This window comes from Candidatus Saccharibacteria bacterium (genome assembly GCA_034521515.1).
Lineage (GTDB): Bacteria > Patescibacteriota > Saccharimonadia > Saccharimonadales > JAXHMH01 > JAXHMH01.
Genome location: JAXHMH010000002.1, coordinates 426,168 through 442,492 on the forward strand (window position 1 = coordinate 426,168; position 16,325 = coordinate 442,492).

Below are 16,325 nucleotides of genomic sequence, written 5' to 3' on the forward strand. Positions count from 1 at the left end.
TACCTCTAAACTCTTATCTCCATGCTGGCAACTATTGTTGCTCGGCGACTGCTTCGTCTATGATTTCTCGGAACTCGTCTATGCTGCCAGGCGTATCGATTACTTCGTCATTTACAACAAATGTCGGTGTACCGCTAACACCTAGGTCGCGTCCTGCATCTAGATCCGCTTGAATACTGGCGTTTACTTCGCTACTCCTGACGTCTTCGCTGAATTGCTCCATATCCAGGCCAATTTCTTCGGCATAGCCCTCAAAAATCTCTCCCGGATTGCTGCTTGCATTTGTCTCCCAGGTTCGTTGACGCTCGAACAAAGTGTCGTGCATCTCCCAAAACATTCCCTGTAGGCCTGCGGCTTCAGCTGCTCGGTGTGCTGCCATAGCGTTCTGATGGATTGCTACTAGGGGGAAGTGACGATATTGAAAGGTTACAGTTTCTTCGTATTCCTGCTTGAGTTGGGTGAATATCGGATAGTACTGGCTGCAGGCTGCGCATTCAAAATCACCGTATTCAACTACGGTTACGCCTGAGTTACCTTGGCCATAAGTATGGCTGGTAACTTCACCGCCACTATTGCCGTTTTCTGTATCGCGATTAAAATACAAAAATCCGAAAAATCCGATGACCAAAACAGCCATTACAATCAAAAACTTATTATTCATTATTAGTACTTCTCCCTCTTTTTTCTCATAGTTTGACCATAATATTGTAACATTAGGGTATGGAATTTATTATCGCCATATTACTTGGTTGGTTGTTCTTGCTCACAATCAGCTTGCAGAGAACCTATGCTCACGTTCCGTCACGGGAGTTAAAACGGCGTGCCCGACAGGGTGATGAGTTGGCGGAGGCCTTGCACCGGGCAGCAGCTTACGGTTATTCATTAAGGTTAATTTTGTGGATATTGGTTGGTATATTTGGTGCGATATTTTTTGTTTATGTATCCAGAAGCACTGCCACGTGGTTCGCGGTTTTCGCTAGCGGTGTCGTTATATGGCTTGGTTTTATATGGCTGCCCGCCAGCAACGTTAGTAGTATTAGTCAACGCACGGCAGCCGTTTTAGCACCAGTTTTTGCTTGGATATTACAATATACTCATCGACCGATTAGCTGGGTTGTTGAGTATATTCGGCGACACCGGCCTGTACGGGTCCATACTGGCCTATATGAAAAGGCCGACCTATTAGATTTGCTTGAAAAACAAGAAGTCCAAGCTGATAATCGGATAGAACAATCCGAACTAGAAATTGCAAAAAACGCTATGATGTTTGGCAATAGGTTGGTTCGTGACGCCATGACGCCGCGGAGGGTAGTTAAGACCGTATCAGCAGGAGAAACAATTGGCCCGGTTCTGATGACTGAGCTGCACAAAAGCGGCCACAGCCGGTTTCCGGTATTTGAGGGTGATAAAGACAAGTTTGTCGGTACGTTATTTTTGCGCGACCTAGTAAACGCCAAGGCAGGCGGTAAGGTGCGGGGTAAAATGGTACCAACCGCACTGTACCTACACGAAGATCAGCCGTTGCACGATGCATTGTCCGCAATACTAAGAACTCATCATCATTTGTACATCGTGGTTAATACGTTTGAGGAATACGTCGGTGTTATTAGCATAGAAGACGTACTGGAAAAAATCTTAGGCAAACAAATAGTTGATGAGTTCGACTCTCACCACGACATGCGAGCCGTGGCACGTAACTTGGCAGATAAAGAGCATCAGGCTCACTTAAAATCTGAAAAAACCGCCACTAAAGCTCGCCCCGAGCCAGACGACACCATAGAAGTCGAATAACTGCTTTTGTTTGAGCCAATTTACGGGGGTATACTTTTTACATTGTTAGCTAAATAGGGAACTTATAGTCACAGATTTAGAGATTTTTAAGAAGTAATTTATACTTACCCTGATGAGTCCCGTTAGAAACTACCTAAAACGGGATCCAGTTATAAATAATTAATACAGGAAGACACACCAAGATTGTTTCAAACGGGATGAGAACATTAGCAAGAGACCTAAAAAACCAAACTGGGAAGACAGTATCCATCCAAGGATGGGTTCATAAAAAGCGCCTGCTGGGCGGCCTAACGTTTATAAATGTGCGTGATCGCAGCGGCCTGGTTCAGGCTGTTATTGAAGATAAAGACGAGGTCGAAAAGCTCCGTGGTCTACAGATTGGTACAGTGGTTGCAGTTACCGGGGCAGTAACCGAAGAGCCGCGTGCCCCAGGTGGTGCTGAGCTACACGAGCCTAAAATAGAGGTCTTAGTACCAGTTACAGAAGAGCCGCCAATAGAAATAGACAAACCAATCAGCCACAAGCCTGAGCACCTGGATACACTGTTTGAATACCGCGTGCTGAACGTGCGTAACTTACAGGAGCAAAAGATATTTAAAATCCGCGGCAGCCTGACACGCTATATTCGGGACTTTTTGCAAGAGCGCGAGTTTGTAGAGATCGATACACCAAAATTGATTGCGGGAGCCACTGAGGGCGGAGCAGAGGTGTTTAAGCTCGATTATTTTGATCAAGAAGCCACGTTAGCTCAAAGCCCTCAGTTTTATAAGCAAATTATGGTCGGTGCATTTGAACGGGTGTATGAGATTGGCCATAGCTACCGGGCAGAGCCAAGTGCAACTACGCGTCACCTGACTGAACTTACCATGCTGGATATCGAGATGGGGTTTGTAGACAGCCATGACGAGGTATTAGATTTAGTGGCCGATATGACCAAGAATGTCCTTAAACGAGTCTATGACGAGCACGCCGATGACCTCAAGTCCCTCAACGCACCAGAGCTCAAGCTCACAGAAGACCAAGTCCCACGCTTTACGATTGCCGAAATTCACGAAATGTACACCAAAGCCAACAAGACCGACACGACTGACGAGAAAGACCTCACGCCAGACGAAGAACGCTGGATATCGGACTATGCCCGCAAGAAATTGGGCAGCGATTTGGTTTATGCTACGCATTTTCCGCGAGTTGCCGGTAAGTTTTATCATAAGTTTAATGACGATGACACCGTTGCTTGGGGCGACCTATTGTTCCGCGGCCTAGAACTGGCTACAGTGCCTCTGCGTGAAAACAACTACCAAAAGATGGTAGAACAAATGAAGCAAGCCGGAATGGACGTTAACCACCCAGGGTTTAAGTATTACCTGCAAGCCTTTAAGTTCGGTCTGCCGATACACGGTGGCTGTGGGTTTGGTATTGATCGGCTAGTCCAAAAAACAGTTGGATTAAACAATGTTAAAGAAGCCACGCTATTCCCACGTGACATAAATAGGTTGACTCCATAATGAGAATTTTTATTTTTGGAGACAGTATCGCTCAGGGTTTTTATGACAGCCATGGCGGCTGGGCGGAGCGTATTGCGGCTAAATATCATAGACATGCAGTAAAAAACAGACTAGCCGGCATGGAAGGATCCGCCATAATGGTGTACGGGCTTGGCGCATCTGGCGACACAGCTGACGGAGTCTTAAATAGAATTAAGCCTGAAGTTGAGGCTCGCCAGCTTTGGGAGGACGATGACTTTATAATTATTGCAATTGGTATAAACGATGCGATTCTACGCAAAAATACTCCGGCTATGGATGCCTACGAGTTTCAAGGAAAACTAGAAAAAATCCTTAGCGAAGCGCAAAAGCTTTCGGATAATATTATGTTTGTTGGTCTCACGGCAGTCGATGAATCCAAGACCGATCCTTGGGCGTACAGTACGACAGGCAATCAATGGAAGAACAGCCGCATCAACTTGTTCGAAGACACTATCAAGCAAGTTGCGGAATATGCCGAGGTTCCATTTATTCCAATTCATGACGCGTTTTTGGCAGGTCTTGAACAAGGACATGAATTGTTGACAGACGGGCTTCATCCAAATGACGCTGGCCACAAATTTATCGCGGCCAAGGTAGAGCCATCTATTGCACAATTGATTAATCAGTACGAAGCCAAGTTATAAAATTTTCGAATATCGATAGTTAGACTAAAATAAAATACACCTCCTTTTGCGAAGCAAGTAAGGAGGTGTATTGTTTGAGGTTTTACTTTTTGTGGCCCTCTATGCCCTCACGCATCCGACACTCTTAGCATCCGTTAAACGGGAGGCTCTCGAGCACCAGTGCCCGAAGAGTACAGATAACCATACCTCTAAAGCTACGCCTGTGTTGTAGGAAAGTCAAGTGACACAACGACCCCTGTAAGTACAGTATTTATCCACATGTTAAGAAGTCAATAAAACGTTGTACTATAGTAAAAATTGCAACAATACAGCACCCAAAACTGATTCAACTAGTATTTCAATAGTGAGCACAAAAGTTGCACAACTGATGTCCCCGATAGCTAGGCTCATGGTATAGTGGGATGTATCGTGAGTGTACAAAAAATGACTAAAATAATGCTAATTTTTAGCACCTTTTTGCTTAGCGCGAGCTTGATTTTTCCCACCATGGCGACCGCTCAGCAAGCCACTTCCAATTTTGTCCCAGATACTCAAAGCCCGCAACCTGCCCAGACACCTTTGACCCAACAACATGGCGGGCTACAAACTCAAAACTCCCAGGATTTATTGACGAGTAATAGCAAAATAATCATTCCTAACGGTCAGCCCGCCACACAGACGTCTCAACAACAAAACACTGATGAAGGTTTGAACTGGCTCATATGGTTTGTCGGGTTTGCAGTCTCAATAGCTGTTATAAGTTTAATATCACTATATATTTTATACCGTAGCCATTCACGCACTGAGTATTTACCAACAAACGACCAACCAAAATTTTCCGGTTATGGCGATAAACAAGCAAACGAAACCCAAAACTCTGATCAAGCTGCAACAGGAACCGTGCCGACAAAGAGAAATCTAAAAACCAAAAAAGCAAAACGCGCCAAGCGTAAACGCAAACAGCGCTAATAAAGTTAGACTAGTTAATCCTGAGGCTGGATGTTTTGGCCGGCCGGTTGAGGGTTAAATGTTTGAATATCTAGTGACTCTTGACGTATAGTGTTTGATTGTTGTTGCGGCTCTGAGATATGACTATTTCTGTAAATATATAAACCGATGACAAAGAAGCCGATAACGAGTACGCCAAGCCAAACCCAGATAATTCGCTTAATCATCACGCATAAGTATACTCCTTATGTTAATTTTTGTTATACTGTAATCAAAGAGAACATGTATATTTATGAGCCCAAAGAAAACACCCAAAGAACCTGATTCTTCAGCTGAAGAAAAAGCAATAGAAGAACGTGTTAAGCAGATGCTTGATCCGAGTATTCCTGATAAGAAACCTAAAAAAGCGCCGTTTGAAGTCATTAAAGATGAACCGACTGATACAGCACCGGAAACAGCTCCGGAGGTTTCTGACGAAGCACTGAAAGCGCCGATTAAAATTGCGCTCAAAGATGATTTCGATGACAAGCCTGACGGAGAGTCCAAAGATGAGTCCACTACTGAACCAGAGAATAGTACTCCTCCTGAAGCAGACGAATCCGAAGAAACTGAGCCAGAATCAAGCGACCAAAAGGAAGAACCTGCAAGTAAAGAAACAGCTCCTGAGACTGAAGACCAACCAGAAAATGATGACCAAGCAAAAACCCAGGCAGAAAATGATGACGATGTTGCAATACAACTTGATGACGAGGATAACCCAAACTTGAAAACCGTCGCGGAAGCTTCTGCAGGAGAATCATCAACACAGGCAGCCGAAACTCCATCAGACGATACCGGAGAAACTGATGAAGCCGTCAAAGATATTCAAGCAAAAGATAGTGATGAATTGTTGAAGGCGCAAGATGAAGAGGTAGCGATTGCGTTTGATGATGAGAAGCCGGGCTTGAAAACCAAGCTAGCAAACTTTTTTAGAGGCTGGTGGAATAATAAGTGGGCGCGCTACATAACTATTATCTTGCTAGTACTGGGTTTGGTTGCCGCAATTGCTCTGCCGATCAGTCGTTATTTCTTATTGAACTTAGTCGGTGTACGAAGTAGTGCGTCAATAACAGTACTTGATGAAAGTACGCGGCAACCGTTGAGAAATGTTGAGGTAACTTTACGCGGTCAATCCGAAACAACTGATGAAAACGGCTTTGTAGAACTCAACCAGTTAAAACTAGGTAAAACTGAGCTGGTTATAGAACGACGAGCTTTTGCGCCAATTGTCGAGACCATCACTATTGGTTGGGGTAGCAATCCGCTGGAATCAGTCAACCTACGCCCAGTAGGTGTGCAGTATGCCTTTGATGTGACAGATTTTTTAAGTGATGAGCCAATAGAAAAAGCCGAAGCAATTAGCGGTGAATATAGTGCCTATAGCGATGAAGAGGGTTATATATTGTTAACGGTTGATGATACGTCGATTGAATCGATTGAGGTTTCTATAGAGCATCCGGAATACAGCGAAGAGCAAGTGACTATTACGGCTAATGATGATACCGAGCAAGACATTGCGATGGTGCCGGCACGCAAGCACGTATTTGTATCCAATCGTAGTGGCACATACGACGTCTATAAGATTGATGCCGATGGTCAAAACGAGGAACTGATTTTGGAGGGTACGGGCAGTGAGCGCGATGACATCGTGGTAGTACCTCACCCGGACAGAGAAATGGTCGCGGTGGTTAGCACACGTAATAATATCCGTAACGACGACGGTTTTTTGATGAGTACTTTAAGTGTGATTGATATAGAGACCGGTGAAGTTGATGAGGCTGCAGAGGCTGAAAGAATCCAGATCGTTGGTTGGCACGACGATCATCTGGTTTATGTACGAATTGCCGCTGGTGCCAGTGCCGCTAACCCGAGCCGGCATCGAATCATCGGTTTTAACTACGATACGCTTAACTATAGCGAACTAGCGCGGAGTAACTACTTCAACGATGTGAGTATGTTAGGTGAAAGGGTTTATTACGCACCGTCTAGCGCTTATCAGTCAGAATCAGTCAAGCTACAAAGCATCAGAGCAGATGGCTCGGACAATCAAACTGTATTAGACAAAGAAGTTTGGGCAATATTCCGTTCTGATTACGAAAAAGTAACATTATCGGCCAGCCAAGAGTGGTATGACTATGACTTTAGCAACGGCGAGCTCGACCAACTGGATGGCGAGCCAGCCGATCCGCGTTCGAGAGTATATGCTGATAACCCAGACGGCACCCATAGCGCCTGGATTGATCGCCGTGATGGTCAGGGGGTGCTGCTTGTACGAGATATAGAAGAAGGCAATGAAGATACGTTACTCACTATGCCAGGCTTGCGAACTCCGCTGCGTTGGGTTAATAACTCTACAATCATATTCCGCGTCAATACTGAAGCCGAGACAGCGGATTATGCGGTGAGTCTTTTGGGGGGTGAGGCGGTGAAGATTACTGATGTTACCAGCTCATCCGGTATAGATCGCTGGTACCACTATTAGGAACACACACCACATTGGCCTGCTTGGTGGCAGAGCCACCAACTCTGCCAATGCTCTTGGCGTATAATCGCATTTTCTTCTCCGGTGTTCCTTCACCGTATCGCCTATACGGCTCAGTCCACTCCTCAAAGAGAAATACGATTCTCCATCCAAGTGTGTGCCCCTAGTACGCTCGAGAATAGTCCGTTCCTCGGCAAGAACGACGATTCTGGCTCCAAATGTGTAGGTCTAGGCCGCGCGGACTCCGCTACTCATAAAGAAATCCCGCTATGCACTCAAATGCAAAGCTCTAGGTATCCTAGTTGATAAGTCCACTCCTCAAAGAGAAATACGATTCTGCGCTCAAGTGTGTGCCCCTAATACGCTCGAGAATAGTCCGTTCCTCGGCAAGAACAATACTCCTGCCTATAAACAATGTGGTTTAGTATTTTTATGACATGTAGGAGTTGTCGATGAAAATCCTGCCAGGTGATTTCTGCACAATATAAGTGATACGCAAATAAATATACAAAGTGGTAAGCTTAGATGAAGTATTTAATTAGATAAGGTATGAGAATGGCTACTGAAAATCAGCTGAAAGAACTAAAAGAAAAGCTAAAAACGTATAAGAGAAAGTATTTGAGAAAAGAGTTTAGCGAGATTGATGAGTCCGGCACTAGGATCATGACTAACAGTTTCTTAACAGATGTTCTTGGTTATAAAGAGCTAGAAGAAATCAAGACCGAGTATAGAATCCGTGGAGAATACGCCGATTATGTTGTGCAGCTAAAGAGAAAGAAGCATTTAGTCGTCGAAGTTAAGGCAATTCAGCTGGATCTCCACGACAAGCATCTACGACAGAGCCTTAATTATGCTGCAAATGAAGGTATTGATTGGATTCTCCTCCTGAACGGTAGGCAGATTGAGTTGTACCGTGTTAATTTTGGTAAACCCATTAGTACTACCTTGATTTATGCACTTGATTTACTTGACAAAGACGACTTTAAAAAATGTCCTAATATGCTCTGGTACATTACTAAAAAGGCAGTGGAAAGAGGGGAACTTGAAGAATTCTGGAAACGCTCAGATGCTCTTCAGGTGGAAAACCTAGCAAAACTTCTTTACTCGGAAGAGGTTGTTAAACGTCTTCGCAACGACTTAAAGCAGGAAACAGGTATCTACTTTCAGCTTGAAGACGTTGCTACGTCGTTGCACGAGCTCATTACCAATAAGGTTGAGTTCCCTAAGCCTCGCCTTCGTAAGAAAAATAAATAATTCTAGAATTACTAGTGAAGTTATCTCGGTAACGCAAAATCCAACCACTACCTACCACCTACCATCTTCCAATCCATTGCATCTGTTATTTCGGTGCAGCACGGTGTACTGGTTTTGGTAATTAGTCACCGAAAAAAACGTGCTTTTAGTTTGTCGATAATTGCCTGAAAGCCGCTCTCCTGATACTTCTTGACCAACGAGCGCAGTCTTTTATCTATCTCATCGATACTCGGTTTCTGGTTTACGACCCAGAGTACGAGCTCCTCAAATTCATTGTTCATAAAAAGTGGCATTTTTAGGTAAATGCCGTTTACCGTGTACGTTAAAAGAACGGTTACGAGTGCAGTTCGTTTATTGCCTTCCACGAAGGCGTGGTTCCTGGCCAGAGAATCAAGCAGCAGAGCACCAGCCGTGTGCACGTCATAATTATCAGCGTATCCTTGGTACGTGTGAGGCCGCTGACATGCTGCCGTTACTACATTCATATCTCTGACGCCAGGTAAGCCACCGGAAATTTCCAGAACAACATCATGAAGCGACAAAATTACCTCTTTGGAGGGTATGTTGATGTTTTTCATACTGTTTTTGTTCTATTTCTTGGCAAGGGAAACAAGCGCAGGCTTCATCGACTCGGCGATTTTCTTGACCGCCTTCTTGTCTGCTTTATTAACATATACAAAATTTACTTGCCGCTTTTTCATGTGTCTATTTTACCACAAAAGGCTTACGCCAAGTGTCATGGCGAAGTAATACTAGTATTATCGCTTTTGACACCTCTATATTAAACGCTACTTTCGGTGGCTTTTTTGAGGTCTTGGAGGTCGGATTGGACGGTTTTTTGCATTTCTTTTTTCATGACCCAGTCAAATAGGGCTAGAACTATTCTCATGCCTACAGTGGTTGCTTGAGTTAAGGTGGTGGCTGTGACTATTGTTTTGTTGCCCTTAGTCTTAAATGCTTGGGTAGTGATGAAGCGCATGCCGCTGTGTTCGCCAACGGCGGTAAAGTCGGTGTTCTTGGTGAAATCTGTTATTTCAAACTTAGCTTCGCCAACTTTATTTCCCATTTGTCTGGTTTCTGCCCACTTGAATCCGGCTTGAGGTTTTTTACCAGCGAGCACTCGGAGTTGTTTAATACCCTCAACGCGATCTGCCATTTGCCCAAAATCTGTAAATACAGCAAATGTCTTATTGAGCGGGGCATTAATTGTGATTAGTTCTTGTACTTTCATAAATTAATAATACCAAAAGAACATGAAGTACTAGCAATCAGCTATTACCTATCAATTATCAACTATTTCTCACTTCAGGGTGAGAATAGTCATTTTTCCATCGGCGTGGAGTTTGCCACGGAGTACTCGGTTGACCAAGCTGTACGGTTCACCTAACTTGACGCTGCGGGTTTCTTTGACCAAATTAGTTTGCTTGAGATGTTTTGCGATGAGGTTCCGCTCGGCATTAGTGTCAGGGTCTATCATGTGAGTGAATTGAGCATTGTGCCTAATGATCGCCAAGCCTACGTCACGGGATGCGGCACCGACCCACAGTACAGGTTTTGACGGAGCATTACCGGGTGTGTGTTTTTGCCAGAACTTAAGGTCTGCCTCTACGTCTTTTGGGAGTTTGGGTTGGTTTGCCCAAAAACGAACGTGATGGCGATGGTTAGGCTGATTTTTTACTGGGAGTTGAAACCCAATATCTTGGCGGCGACCAAACAAGAACAAGTTGCTAAACGGAGCATTAAGGTATGGTCGCTTTAATATGTAACTGATAACCATTTTACCAACAGTTCTTACGGTGCGTTTATCGGCTAGATGCCAACCGGCTTCCGTCATTGCCTTAATTATTTGTTCGCGAGTACCCTCAATACCAATATTTATTGGGTCAGAAGCAAATCCATCGGGTGTTACGCAATAAAGCGGGATGTGTTTTGGCCGGATAAAAAACCGTATAACACGCAGCAACAACGGTATAAATATATATGCCGCAATAATGTAGGCCACCAAAACTGCGAAGGCAGTAGGTGTATTGCGGTCTAAAAACGGGTAAACGCCCACAGTAACAAAGTAGGCAACCGCCAAACCTGGTATCAACACAGCAAAACGTTTAAAAAATCTGACCAATATACTAACCATATACAACTAGGATACAACTGTTAAATGGTGAAACCTAACCAGAATCAATGGATCAAAGGCAAACAACATTAGCGATAGCGATAGCTACTTGTATAAGTAGTCTAAGCTCTTAAACCAGAGTAAATTGTAAAAATACAATAACGTGCTTATGATAAAATAAAATAATGATAAAACGACAAAACTTACATAAAAAACTAAGCTTTTTGGTTGTAGGAATTTTCTTAGCAGCAATTAGTGCTGCGTTTTCGGTGAATTACGTATTAGCCCAAAATGATACATCCGATCCTGATGAGCCTGTTAGTAATAATGTCGATAATGAGCCCGGAGGTGGTGACGCGATGCCGGATGATGTTAGAGAGCGGCTTGAGCAACGGCTTGAACAACGTAAAACCAACCGGCAGATACAGCTAAATGAAGTAGACCGGGCAAGGATACAAGGTCGTTGTAATACCGCACAGGGTCAACTGCGTTCGGTAAAGGCCAGAATTGATGGAGTACAAACGCAGCGTAATCGAGTTTATGAAACTATTCATAGGAGGCTTGTTAATTTGTCGGATATAATTAGTGCAACAGAGTTAGACACAACAGCGTTAGATGGAGAGCTTGAAACACTCAGTACCGACCTAGAGAGCTTTACAGAATTGATGGATGAGCACATCCAGGCAATATCCGACATGACGGATATGGATTGTACTGAAGACCCCGAAGGGTTCTGGGCTTCGCTTGAAGCTGCTCGCGAAAGCCAGGGTGAGCTGCGTGAGCAATCACGAACACTACGACAAGCATTTCAGGAAGATATAAGACCAATATTGTTGTCACTGCGGCAGCAAATTTCAGACCAAAGCGAGGCTGAATAGATCATGGATCCAAATAAAGCACAGCCACCAAAACCCATGGATGTAAAACCGCCAAATCAATCAGCAGGCAGTTCGCAACCAGCAGTCGATCAAAGTAAAGCTTTCTCTCCAGACATTAAGGCGCCAGCGCAACCGACGCAATCGCCAGCTCAGCAACCAGCTGCTCCACAACCGCCTGAGCCGGTAAACCAACCAAATGCAACACCAGCTCAGCCTCAACCTACAAAGCAAGCGGCAACACCGCCACAACCACAGCCTCAGTCAGATCAAGAACAGCCTGAAAACCAGCAAAGTTCGCCACAAGATCGAGATAATACCGAACCGAATAAAGCCGCCAACCAGCCAGAAAGTAAAGAGCAGCCAAAAAACAATAAACCTCATAAAAATAAAACCAAAAAGCCAGTCTTTATAGTAATTGCAGCTGTTATTGTTGCGCTGGGTCTTTCAGCTGTAGCGGTGATGGTATACCTGAATGAGCAGCCGGCAGAAGAGGGTAGTTCTACTGTTATCAAGCAAGATACTACTGCGACATCTTCAACCGAGGCTGTAGACGAAATAGATTCACTGACCGAAGAAATCGATCAATCTGTTGAAGGTCTTGATGATGAATCAGACTTTCCGGAAGAAGAGCTAACCGACGAATCACTCGGCCTATAGGAAAGCACGCATACTTTTATTATCGCGTAGGTAGATCCGATAAAAAATAATGTGTGACACGACAGTGAGAGTAACCACTGTCGTCAGCTGAATGATATGTAAATATCTAATCAGATGACTTTTTGGCGTTATGCATGACGCGTTGTGGGAACGGTATGGAAATACCGTTTTTATCAAATTCACGCTTGAGGCGCTTACGTAGCTCACCAGTCACTGCCCACTGCTGCATCGGTGCGGTTTTACCAACGATCTTGACGATAATCGCTGAGTCGGCAAAGTCCTCGACTCGTAGCATTTCAGGTGGTTCTACAATTTTGGATTTCCATGCCTCATCACCTGCAATATCTTTACCAACTGCATTGATGATTTTTTCAACCTTGTCTATGTCTGAGCTGTAATCAACACCAACATCTAGGTTCACGTTGGCGAACTCCATAGTCATATTAGTTGCAACCTCGATATTACCGTTAGGTACGTTGTGAACCATACCATCAAGATCGCGCAGTACAGTTTGTCGAAGCGTTAAATGTTCTACAACACCGGCGACACCTTGATTAATTTGAACGACATCACCAACACGGTATTGATTTTCGATGATAATAAAAAATCCAGCCAAAAAGTCCTTAACCATAGATTGGGCGCCAAAACCAAGAGCTACGCCGGCGATACCTGCACCGGCAATAAGCGGTGCGATATCAACTCCAAACATTGAGAGAAGCAACATAGTAGCGACAACCCAGACCATCGCTCTTATTAACGCATCGACAATAGTAATAAGCGTATCTTCGCGTTGTTTTTCGGCGGAGTGAGATTGATGGCTATCAGAACGTACAGCCTTACGAATCAGACGCTCAATGATAATCATGGCAAACTTACGTGCTAAGTAAGCCGAAGCAAGAATTAAGACAACTTGTAACCAGTGAGCGTGAAATAAATTCTCTAGCTTATCCATTGGCTTTTAGTATATCAATGATACCCCAGTATGACCACAGTGATAAACTGATAGGTAATGAAAACAGTTACCCGGGGAGAAGCGGCTCGTATTTTGATGAATCTAGGCAGAGTTGGAGTCATGCCTACCGATACAGTGTATGGTCTGGTTTGCCGCGCACAAGATAAGCAGGCAGTATCTCGACTGTACTCACAAAAACAAAGAGAGAATAAGCCTGGTACCGTGATTGCCGCAAACGTTGCTCAACTAGTAGAGCTAGGGTTTAAATATCGCTACGTGAATGCCGGGGAGCAGTTTTGGCCGGGTCCAGTCAGTGTAGTGTTGCCACTTGGTCATGATTTAAAATATCTACACCTTGGTAAACATAGTCTGGCTGTTCGGATAACAGCTGACGGTGAATTAAAGGCTTTGCTTGAGCAAACAGGACCACTGCTTACTAGTAGTGCTAATCATCCCGGTAAGCCTGAGTCTGAAACTATCGATGAAGCCAAAGCTTATTTTGGTGACAGTGTCGACTTTTATGTGGACGGCGGTGATTTGTCTGGCCGTAAGCCGTCAACAGTTATCAGGATTATCGACGATGCGGTAGAAGTTTTGCGCCAAGGAGCTGTTAAAATAGATGAAACTACTGGGAGGATTATAAAAAATGACATTCGATGAATACCAAGCGGCCGCTAAAAAAACCAATCTTACGCCGGCTGCTGATGAGGTTTTGAGTATTGGTTTTATGGATAAGGTACTTGGCCTAGTAGGCGAAAGTGCCGAGATAGCTGAAAAGGTCAAGAAAATCCTGCGCGACAAGCAGGGTGAGCTAAGCGAAGAAGACAAGCAGATGTTCGTCAAAGAACTTGGCGATGTTCTATGGTATATCGCGCTGATGGCCGATAATTTGGGCGTACCAATGGATGAAGTTGCCACACGTAATGTAGAAAAGCTAGCCTCACGCCAAAAACGCAATAAACTCACCGGTAGCGGAGATAACAGATGAGTTTAGATTCTTCACAACCGTACGCAGCAAGCTACGTTTTACTTAACAAAAACGGGAAAAATGCCTTCGTTCTTCGGGGTGAAGGGTGTGGCTGGATGTCTGGATACTATGGCTTGCCCTCTGGAAAGATTGATAAAAATGAATCAGCAACGGTAGCTGCAACCCGTGAAGTAGAGGAAGAAGTCGACGTAAAAATAAAGCAAGAAAAATTACGTCACGTGTTAACAATGCATCGTCATGAAAAAAATGATAAATACCCAGAGTGGGTGGACTTTTACTTTGAAGCAGACGAATGGGAGGGTGATGTTCGCAATTCCGAACCTCACATGCACGATGAACTCGCTTGGTTCTCATCTGATGAATTACCAGAAAATATTATCCCAAGTGTTCGTGCAGCACTTGAAGCCATCCAAAATGATGAGAACTTTACCGAGTACGGTTTTTAAGCACCACTTGCCAACTACTTTTTGCCAACTACTAACTACTGCGAACGAAGTTCTCTCTAAGCCATTCGTCTAAGCTATCGCCGCCGCCGCCAGCCATGGCCACTACCATGTCGCCAGAATCTAGATGTTTTTGGATAACTTCTTTGAGCTTTTCGTCGCGCTCCAAGGGCTCTGCTATAGCTGGATTACTGAGGTGGGTAATCATTTCGGCAGGCGGAATAACGCGTTGATCAGGATCCTCGCGTGCTAAGTAGCTCGGAATCCAGTAGACTTTGTTGGCACCATCAAAACAATCTTTGTAGTCATCTATCATGTAGTGCTGGCGGCGATTGGTTAAAGGTTCGTATATCACGACAAGTTTGTTATCTCCGGACATCTCAAGCGCTACGCTCATGGCGCCACGGATTTTTTCTGGCGTGTGGGCGTAATCAGTGTAGAGATTAGGCACCAGCTCCTCCATGCGACGCTGGAGGCCAGGGAACTTGTTCATGTGTTCCACTAGGTCTGCAACCGGAGTTTTGGTTATTTTATGAGCTGATTGTATAGCCAGCCAAGCGTCTAGCCGGTTATACAAACCAGCCAGTTTAATATCATCAATATGTTTGTGGCTGCTATCTAGGATTTCTAGTCCGTCACGTGGCGCTAGGCTTAGATAATCTGCATCTTCTTGCCATAAATAGGTGTGTTGGCTTTGAGAAATAAACTCCTGAAAGGCTTGTTGGTAATCCTCACGGGTGGGGAATATCTCATGATGATCCCATGTAACACCTGTAATTAGGCTAGTATGAGAGTTATACGACAAAAAATTACGGTCAAACTCATCACATTCTAGAACAAAATATTTGGAACTTGCTTTATATTGACCCATATCGCCAAACGGTATTTTTGCCCCAACGGAATAACTCAGTGGGATGCCGAGCTGTTTGAATAGCCACACTGTCATAGCGGTGGTTGTTGTCTTGCCGTGGGTGCCAGCCACAGCAATTAGCTTGAGATGTTTTTCGGAGATGATGTAATTAAGTAGCTCGTCACGCTTGCTCATCTTGATATTTTGCTCGCGGCAGTAAGTAAGCTCTGGAGCGTTTGGGTTTTCAATTGCTACGGCTGAAGAATAAACGTACCAGTCAATTGGGTCTTCTTGGTGGACGTGTTCGATTTCGTCACGCTCTTGGCCGATGTGAATATTGACAATACCCTTACTTCGTAAGTAGTGGATATACTGAGAATCTTGCTTGTCGGAGCCAGATACTTCGTGCCCAGCTTGTTTGGCTATGAGGGCTAGGGGGCCGATGGCTGTCCCACCTATCCCACTAAAGAAAATATGCATGCTCTAAGTTTCGCATCACAGCGGTCTGCTGTCCAGCTGAAGCTGGCCACTCCACCGCTGTTCTTGGCACATTGCGGCCGCTCATGCTCCAGTGCTCCTTCGGCGTATTGCATATACGCCTCTGTCCGCGCTTCGCTTGACCGACCACACTGCACTCAAGTGCGAAACTTAGGCTGGCTGCAGGTAAGTAGAAAGTATCAAGTGTTGCGACAACCATGTCCGTGTTTCATCGCTTCATCCGTCCTGCACTCAAGTGCGAACCTCGTGGCCGAGTTTCGCATCACAGCGGTCTGCTGTCCAG

Annotated in this window: 18 protein-coding genes; 11 read left to right on the plus strand and 7 right to left on the minus strand. The window is 44.7% G+C overall.

Going from position 1 to position 16,325, the window contains the following annotated elements; all coding sequences use genetic code 11:
- Positions 1-31: 31 nt before the first annotated feature.
- The gene (locus tag U5K77_02160) at positions 32-661 is read right to left on the minus strand and encodes a thioredoxin domain-containing protein (GenBank protein MDZ7744544.1); all 630 of its coding nucleotides are present in this window, start codon (positions 659-661) and stop codon (positions 32-34) included.
- A gap of 59 nt (positions 662-720) precedes the next feature.
- Here U5K77_02160 and U5K77_02165 point away from each other — a divergent pair, with 59 nt between their 5' ends.
- The 4 genes from U5K77_02165 to U5K77_02180 all read left to right on the plus strand — a co-directional run bounded on the left by U5K77_02165 (position 721) and on the right by U5K77_02180 (position 4,909).
- Positions 721-1,791 (plus strand): CBS domain-containing protein, encoded by a 1,071-nt coding sequence (locus U5K77_02165; GenBank protein MDZ7744545.1) that lies wholly within the window; start codon positions 721-723, stop codon positions 1,789-1,791.
- 197 nt (positions 1,792-1,988) lie between these two features.
- Positions 1,989-3,296, plus strand: coding sequence for an aspartate--tRNA(Asn) ligase (gene aspS / locus U5K77_02170; GenBank protein ID MDZ7744546.1), 1,308 nt, complete (start codon positions 1,989-1,991; stop codon positions 3,294-3,296).
- The gene (locus tag U5K77_02175; GenBank protein MDZ7744547.1) at positions 3,296-3,961 is read left to right on the plus strand and encodes a GDSL-type esterase/lipase family protein; all 666 of its coding nucleotides are present in this window, start codon (positions 3,296-3,298) and stop codon (positions 3,959-3,961) included. Before aspS ends, U5K77_02175 begins: the two co-directional genes overlap by 1 nt.
- 408 nt (positions 3,962-4,369) lie before the next feature.
- The gene (locus U5K77_02180) at positions 4,370-4,909 is read left to right on the plus strand and encodes a hypothetical protein (GenBank protein MDZ7744548.1); all 540 of its coding nucleotides are present in this window, start codon (positions 4,370-4,372) and stop codon (positions 4,907-4,909) included.
- 14 nt (positions 4,910-4,923) lie between these two features.
- Here U5K77_02180 and U5K77_02185 read toward each other — a convergent pair whose 3' ends face one another.
- Complete coding sequence (locus U5K77_02185; GenBank protein ID MDZ7744549.1) at positions 4,924-5,115, minus strand: hypothetical protein; 192 nt, start codon at positions 5,113-5,115, stop codon at positions 4,924-4,926.
- Between the two features lie 65 nt (positions 5,116-5,180).
- Between U5K77_02185 and U5K77_02190 the strand changes: the two genes are divergently transcribed.
- Together U5K77_02190 and U5K77_02195 are read left to right on the plus strand one after the other, a co-directional pair.
- Entirely contained in the window at positions 5,181-7,409 is a 2,229-nt protein-coding gene (locus U5K77_02190) for a hypothetical protein (GenBank protein ID MDZ7744550.1), read from the plus strand.
- Positions 7,410-7,964: 555 nt separating this feature from the next.
- On the plus strand, positions 7,965-8,663 hold the full coding sequence (locus U5K77_02195; GenBank protein ID MDZ7744551.1) for a type I restriction enzyme HsdR N-terminal domain-containing protein: 699 nt from the start codon (positions 7,965-7,967) through the stop codon (positions 8,661-8,663).
- Positions 8,664-8,788: 125 nt separating this feature from the next.
- On the opposite strand, the gene U5K77_02200 is transcribed toward U5K77_02195, so the two are convergent.
- From U5K77_02200 to U5K77_02210, 3 genes are all read right to left on the minus strand, one after another.
- Positions 8,789-9,241 carry a type II toxin-antitoxin system death-on-curing family toxin gene (locus U5K77_02200; GenBank protein MDZ7744552.1) on the minus strand — a complete coding sequence of 151 codons (453 nt, stop codon included), beginning with the start codon at positions 9,239-9,241 and terminating at the stop codon, positions 8,789-8,791.
- A gap of 203 nt (positions 9,242-9,444) precedes the next feature.
- Positions 9,445-9,894 (minus strand): SRPBCC family protein, encoded by a 450-nt coding sequence (locus tag U5K77_02205; protein ID MDZ7744553.1) that lies wholly within the window; start codon positions 9,892-9,894, stop codon positions 9,445-9,447.
- Between the two features lie 69 nt (positions 9,895-9,963).
- Positions 9,964-10,797 carry an LssY C-terminal domain-containing protein gene (locus U5K77_02210; GenBank protein MDZ7744554.1) on the minus strand — a complete coding sequence of 278 codons (834 nt, stop codon included), beginning with the start codon at positions 10,795-10,797 and terminating at the stop codon, positions 9,964-9,966.
- Between the two features lie 164 nt (positions 10,798-10,961).
- Here U5K77_02210 and U5K77_02215 point away from each other — a divergent pair, with 164 nt between their 5' ends.
- Together U5K77_02215 and U5K77_02220 are read left to right on the plus strand one after the other, a co-directional pair.
- The gene (locus U5K77_02215; GenBank protein MDZ7744555.1) at positions 10,962-11,654 is read left to right on the plus strand and encodes a hypothetical protein; all 693 of its coding nucleotides are present in this window, start codon (positions 10,962-10,964) and stop codon (positions 11,652-11,654) included.
- 3 nt (positions 11,655-11,657) lie between these two features.
- A complete protein-coding gene (locus tag U5K77_02220) occupies positions 11,658-12,311 on the plus strand; it encodes a hypothetical protein (protein ID MDZ7744556.1) in 654 nt (217 codons plus the stop codon).
- A 106-nt stretch (positions 12,312-12,417) separates the two neighbouring features.
- Here U5K77_02220 and U5K77_02225 read toward each other — a convergent pair whose 3' ends face one another.
- Positions 12,418-13,263: a mechanosensitive ion channel family protein gene (locus U5K77_02225; protein ID MDZ7744557.1), complete on the minus strand. Its 846-nt coding sequence runs from the start codon at positions 13,261-13,263 to the stop codon at positions 12,418-12,420.
- Between the two features lie 57 nt (positions 13,264-13,320).
- On the opposite strand from U5K77_02225, the gene U5K77_02230 reads away from it, so the two are divergent.
- Genes U5K77_02230 through U5K77_02240 form a run of 3 tightly spaced genes read left to right on the plus strand, consistent with a single transcriptional unit; the run spans position 13,321 to position 14,697 of the window.
- Positions 13,321-13,923 carry an L-threonylcarbamoyladenylate synthase gene (locus U5K77_02230; GenBank protein MDZ7744558.1) on the plus strand — a complete coding sequence of 201 codons (603 nt, stop codon included), beginning with the start codon at positions 13,321-13,323 and terminating at the stop codon, positions 13,921-13,923.
- Complete coding sequence (locus U5K77_02235) at positions 13,910-14,251, plus strand: nucleoside triphosphate pyrophosphohydrolase family protein (GenBank protein MDZ7744559.1); 342 nt, start codon at positions 13,910-13,912, stop codon at positions 14,249-14,251. Before U5K77_02230 ends, U5K77_02235 begins: the two co-directional genes overlap by 14 nt.
- Positions 14,248-14,697 (plus strand): NUDIX domain-containing protein, encoded by a 450-nt coding sequence (locus U5K77_02240; GenBank protein ID MDZ7744560.1) that lies wholly within the window; start codon positions 14,248-14,250, stop codon positions 14,695-14,697. Before U5K77_02235 ends, U5K77_02240 begins: the two co-directional genes overlap by 4 nt.
- Positions 14,698-14,728: 31 nt before the next feature.
- Here the strand turns inward: U5K77_02240 and U5K77_02245 are convergent, their stop codons facing one another.
- Complete coding sequence (locus tag U5K77_02245) at positions 14,729-16,024, minus strand: Mur ligase domain-containing protein (GenBank protein MDZ7744561.1); 1,296 nt, start codon at positions 16,022-16,024, stop codon at positions 14,729-14,731.
- Positions 16,025-16,325 lie beyond the last annotated feature (301 nt).

What these genes read in the sequence shown, in the direction of transcription:
- U5K77_02220 (MDZ7744556.1), top strand. Translation starts at nt 11,658, where the DNA reads ATGGATCCAAATAAAGCACAGCCACCAAAACCCATGGATGTAAAACCG.
- U5K77_02205 (MDZ7744553.1), bottom strand. Translation starts at nt 9,894, where the DNA reads ATGAAAGTACAAGAACTAATCACAATTAATGCCCCGCTCAATAAGACA.
- U5K77_02160 (MDZ7744544.1), bottom strand. Translation starts at nt 661, where the DNA reads ATGAATAATAAGTTTTTGATTGTAATGGCTGTTTTGGTCATCGGATTT.
- U5K77_02200 (MDZ7744552.1), bottom strand. Translation starts at nt 9,241, where the DNA reads ATGAAAAACATCAACATACCCTCCAAAGAGGTAATTTTGTCGCTTCAT.
- U5K77_02210 (MDZ7744554.1), bottom strand. Translation starts at nt 10,797, where the DNA reads ATGGTTAGTATATTGGTCAGATTTTTTAAACGTTTTGCTGTGTTGATA.
- U5K77_02185 (MDZ7744549.1), bottom strand. Translation starts at nt 5,115, where the DNA reads ATGATTAAGCGAATTATCTGGGTTTGGCTTGGCGTACTCGTTATCGGC.
- U5K77_02165 (MDZ7744545.1), top strand. Translation starts at nt 721, where the DNA reads ATGGAATTTATTATCGCCATATTACTTGGTTGGTTGTTCTTGCTCACA.
- aspS (MDZ7744546.1), top strand. Translation starts at nt 1,989, where the DNA reads ATGAGAACATTAGCAAGAGACCTAAAAAACCAAACTGGGAAGACAGTA.
- U5K77_02245 (MDZ7744561.1), bottom strand. Translation starts at nt 16,024, where the DNA reads ATGCATATTTTCTTTAGTGGGATAGGTGGGACAGCCATCGGCCCCCTA.
- U5K77_02215 (MDZ7744555.1), top strand. Translation starts at nt 10,962, where the DNA reads ATGATAAAACGACAAAACTTACATAAAAAACTAAGCTTTTTGGTTGTA.
- U5K77_02230 (MDZ7744558.1), top strand. Translation starts at nt 13,321, where the DNA reads ATGAAAACAGTTACCCGGGGAGAAGCGGCTCGTATTTTGATGAATCTA.
- U5K77_02175 (MDZ7744547.1), top strand. Translation starts at nt 3,296, where the DNA reads ATGAGAATTTTTATTTTTGGAGACAGTATCGCTCAGGGTTTTTATGAC.
- U5K77_02190 (MDZ7744550.1), top strand. Translation starts at nt 5,181, where the DNA reads ATGAGCCCAAAGAAAACACCCAAAGAACCTGATTCTTCAGCTGAAGAA.
- U5K77_02195 (MDZ7744551.1), top strand. Translation starts at nt 7,965, where the DNA reads ATGGCTACTGAAAATCAGCTGAAAGAACTAAAAGAAAAGCTAAAAACG.
- U5K77_02240 (MDZ7744560.1), top strand. Translation starts at nt 14,248, where the DNA reads ATGAGTTTAGATTCTTCACAACCGTACGCAGCAAGCTACGTTTTACTT.
- U5K77_02225 (MDZ7744557.1), bottom strand. Translation starts at nt 13,263, where the DNA reads ATGGATAAGCTAGAGAATTTATTTCACGCTCACTGGTTACAAGTTGTC.
- U5K77_02235 (MDZ7744559.1), top strand. Translation starts at nt 13,910, where the DNA reads ATGACATTCGATGAATACCAAGCGGCCGCTAAAAAAACCAATCTTACG.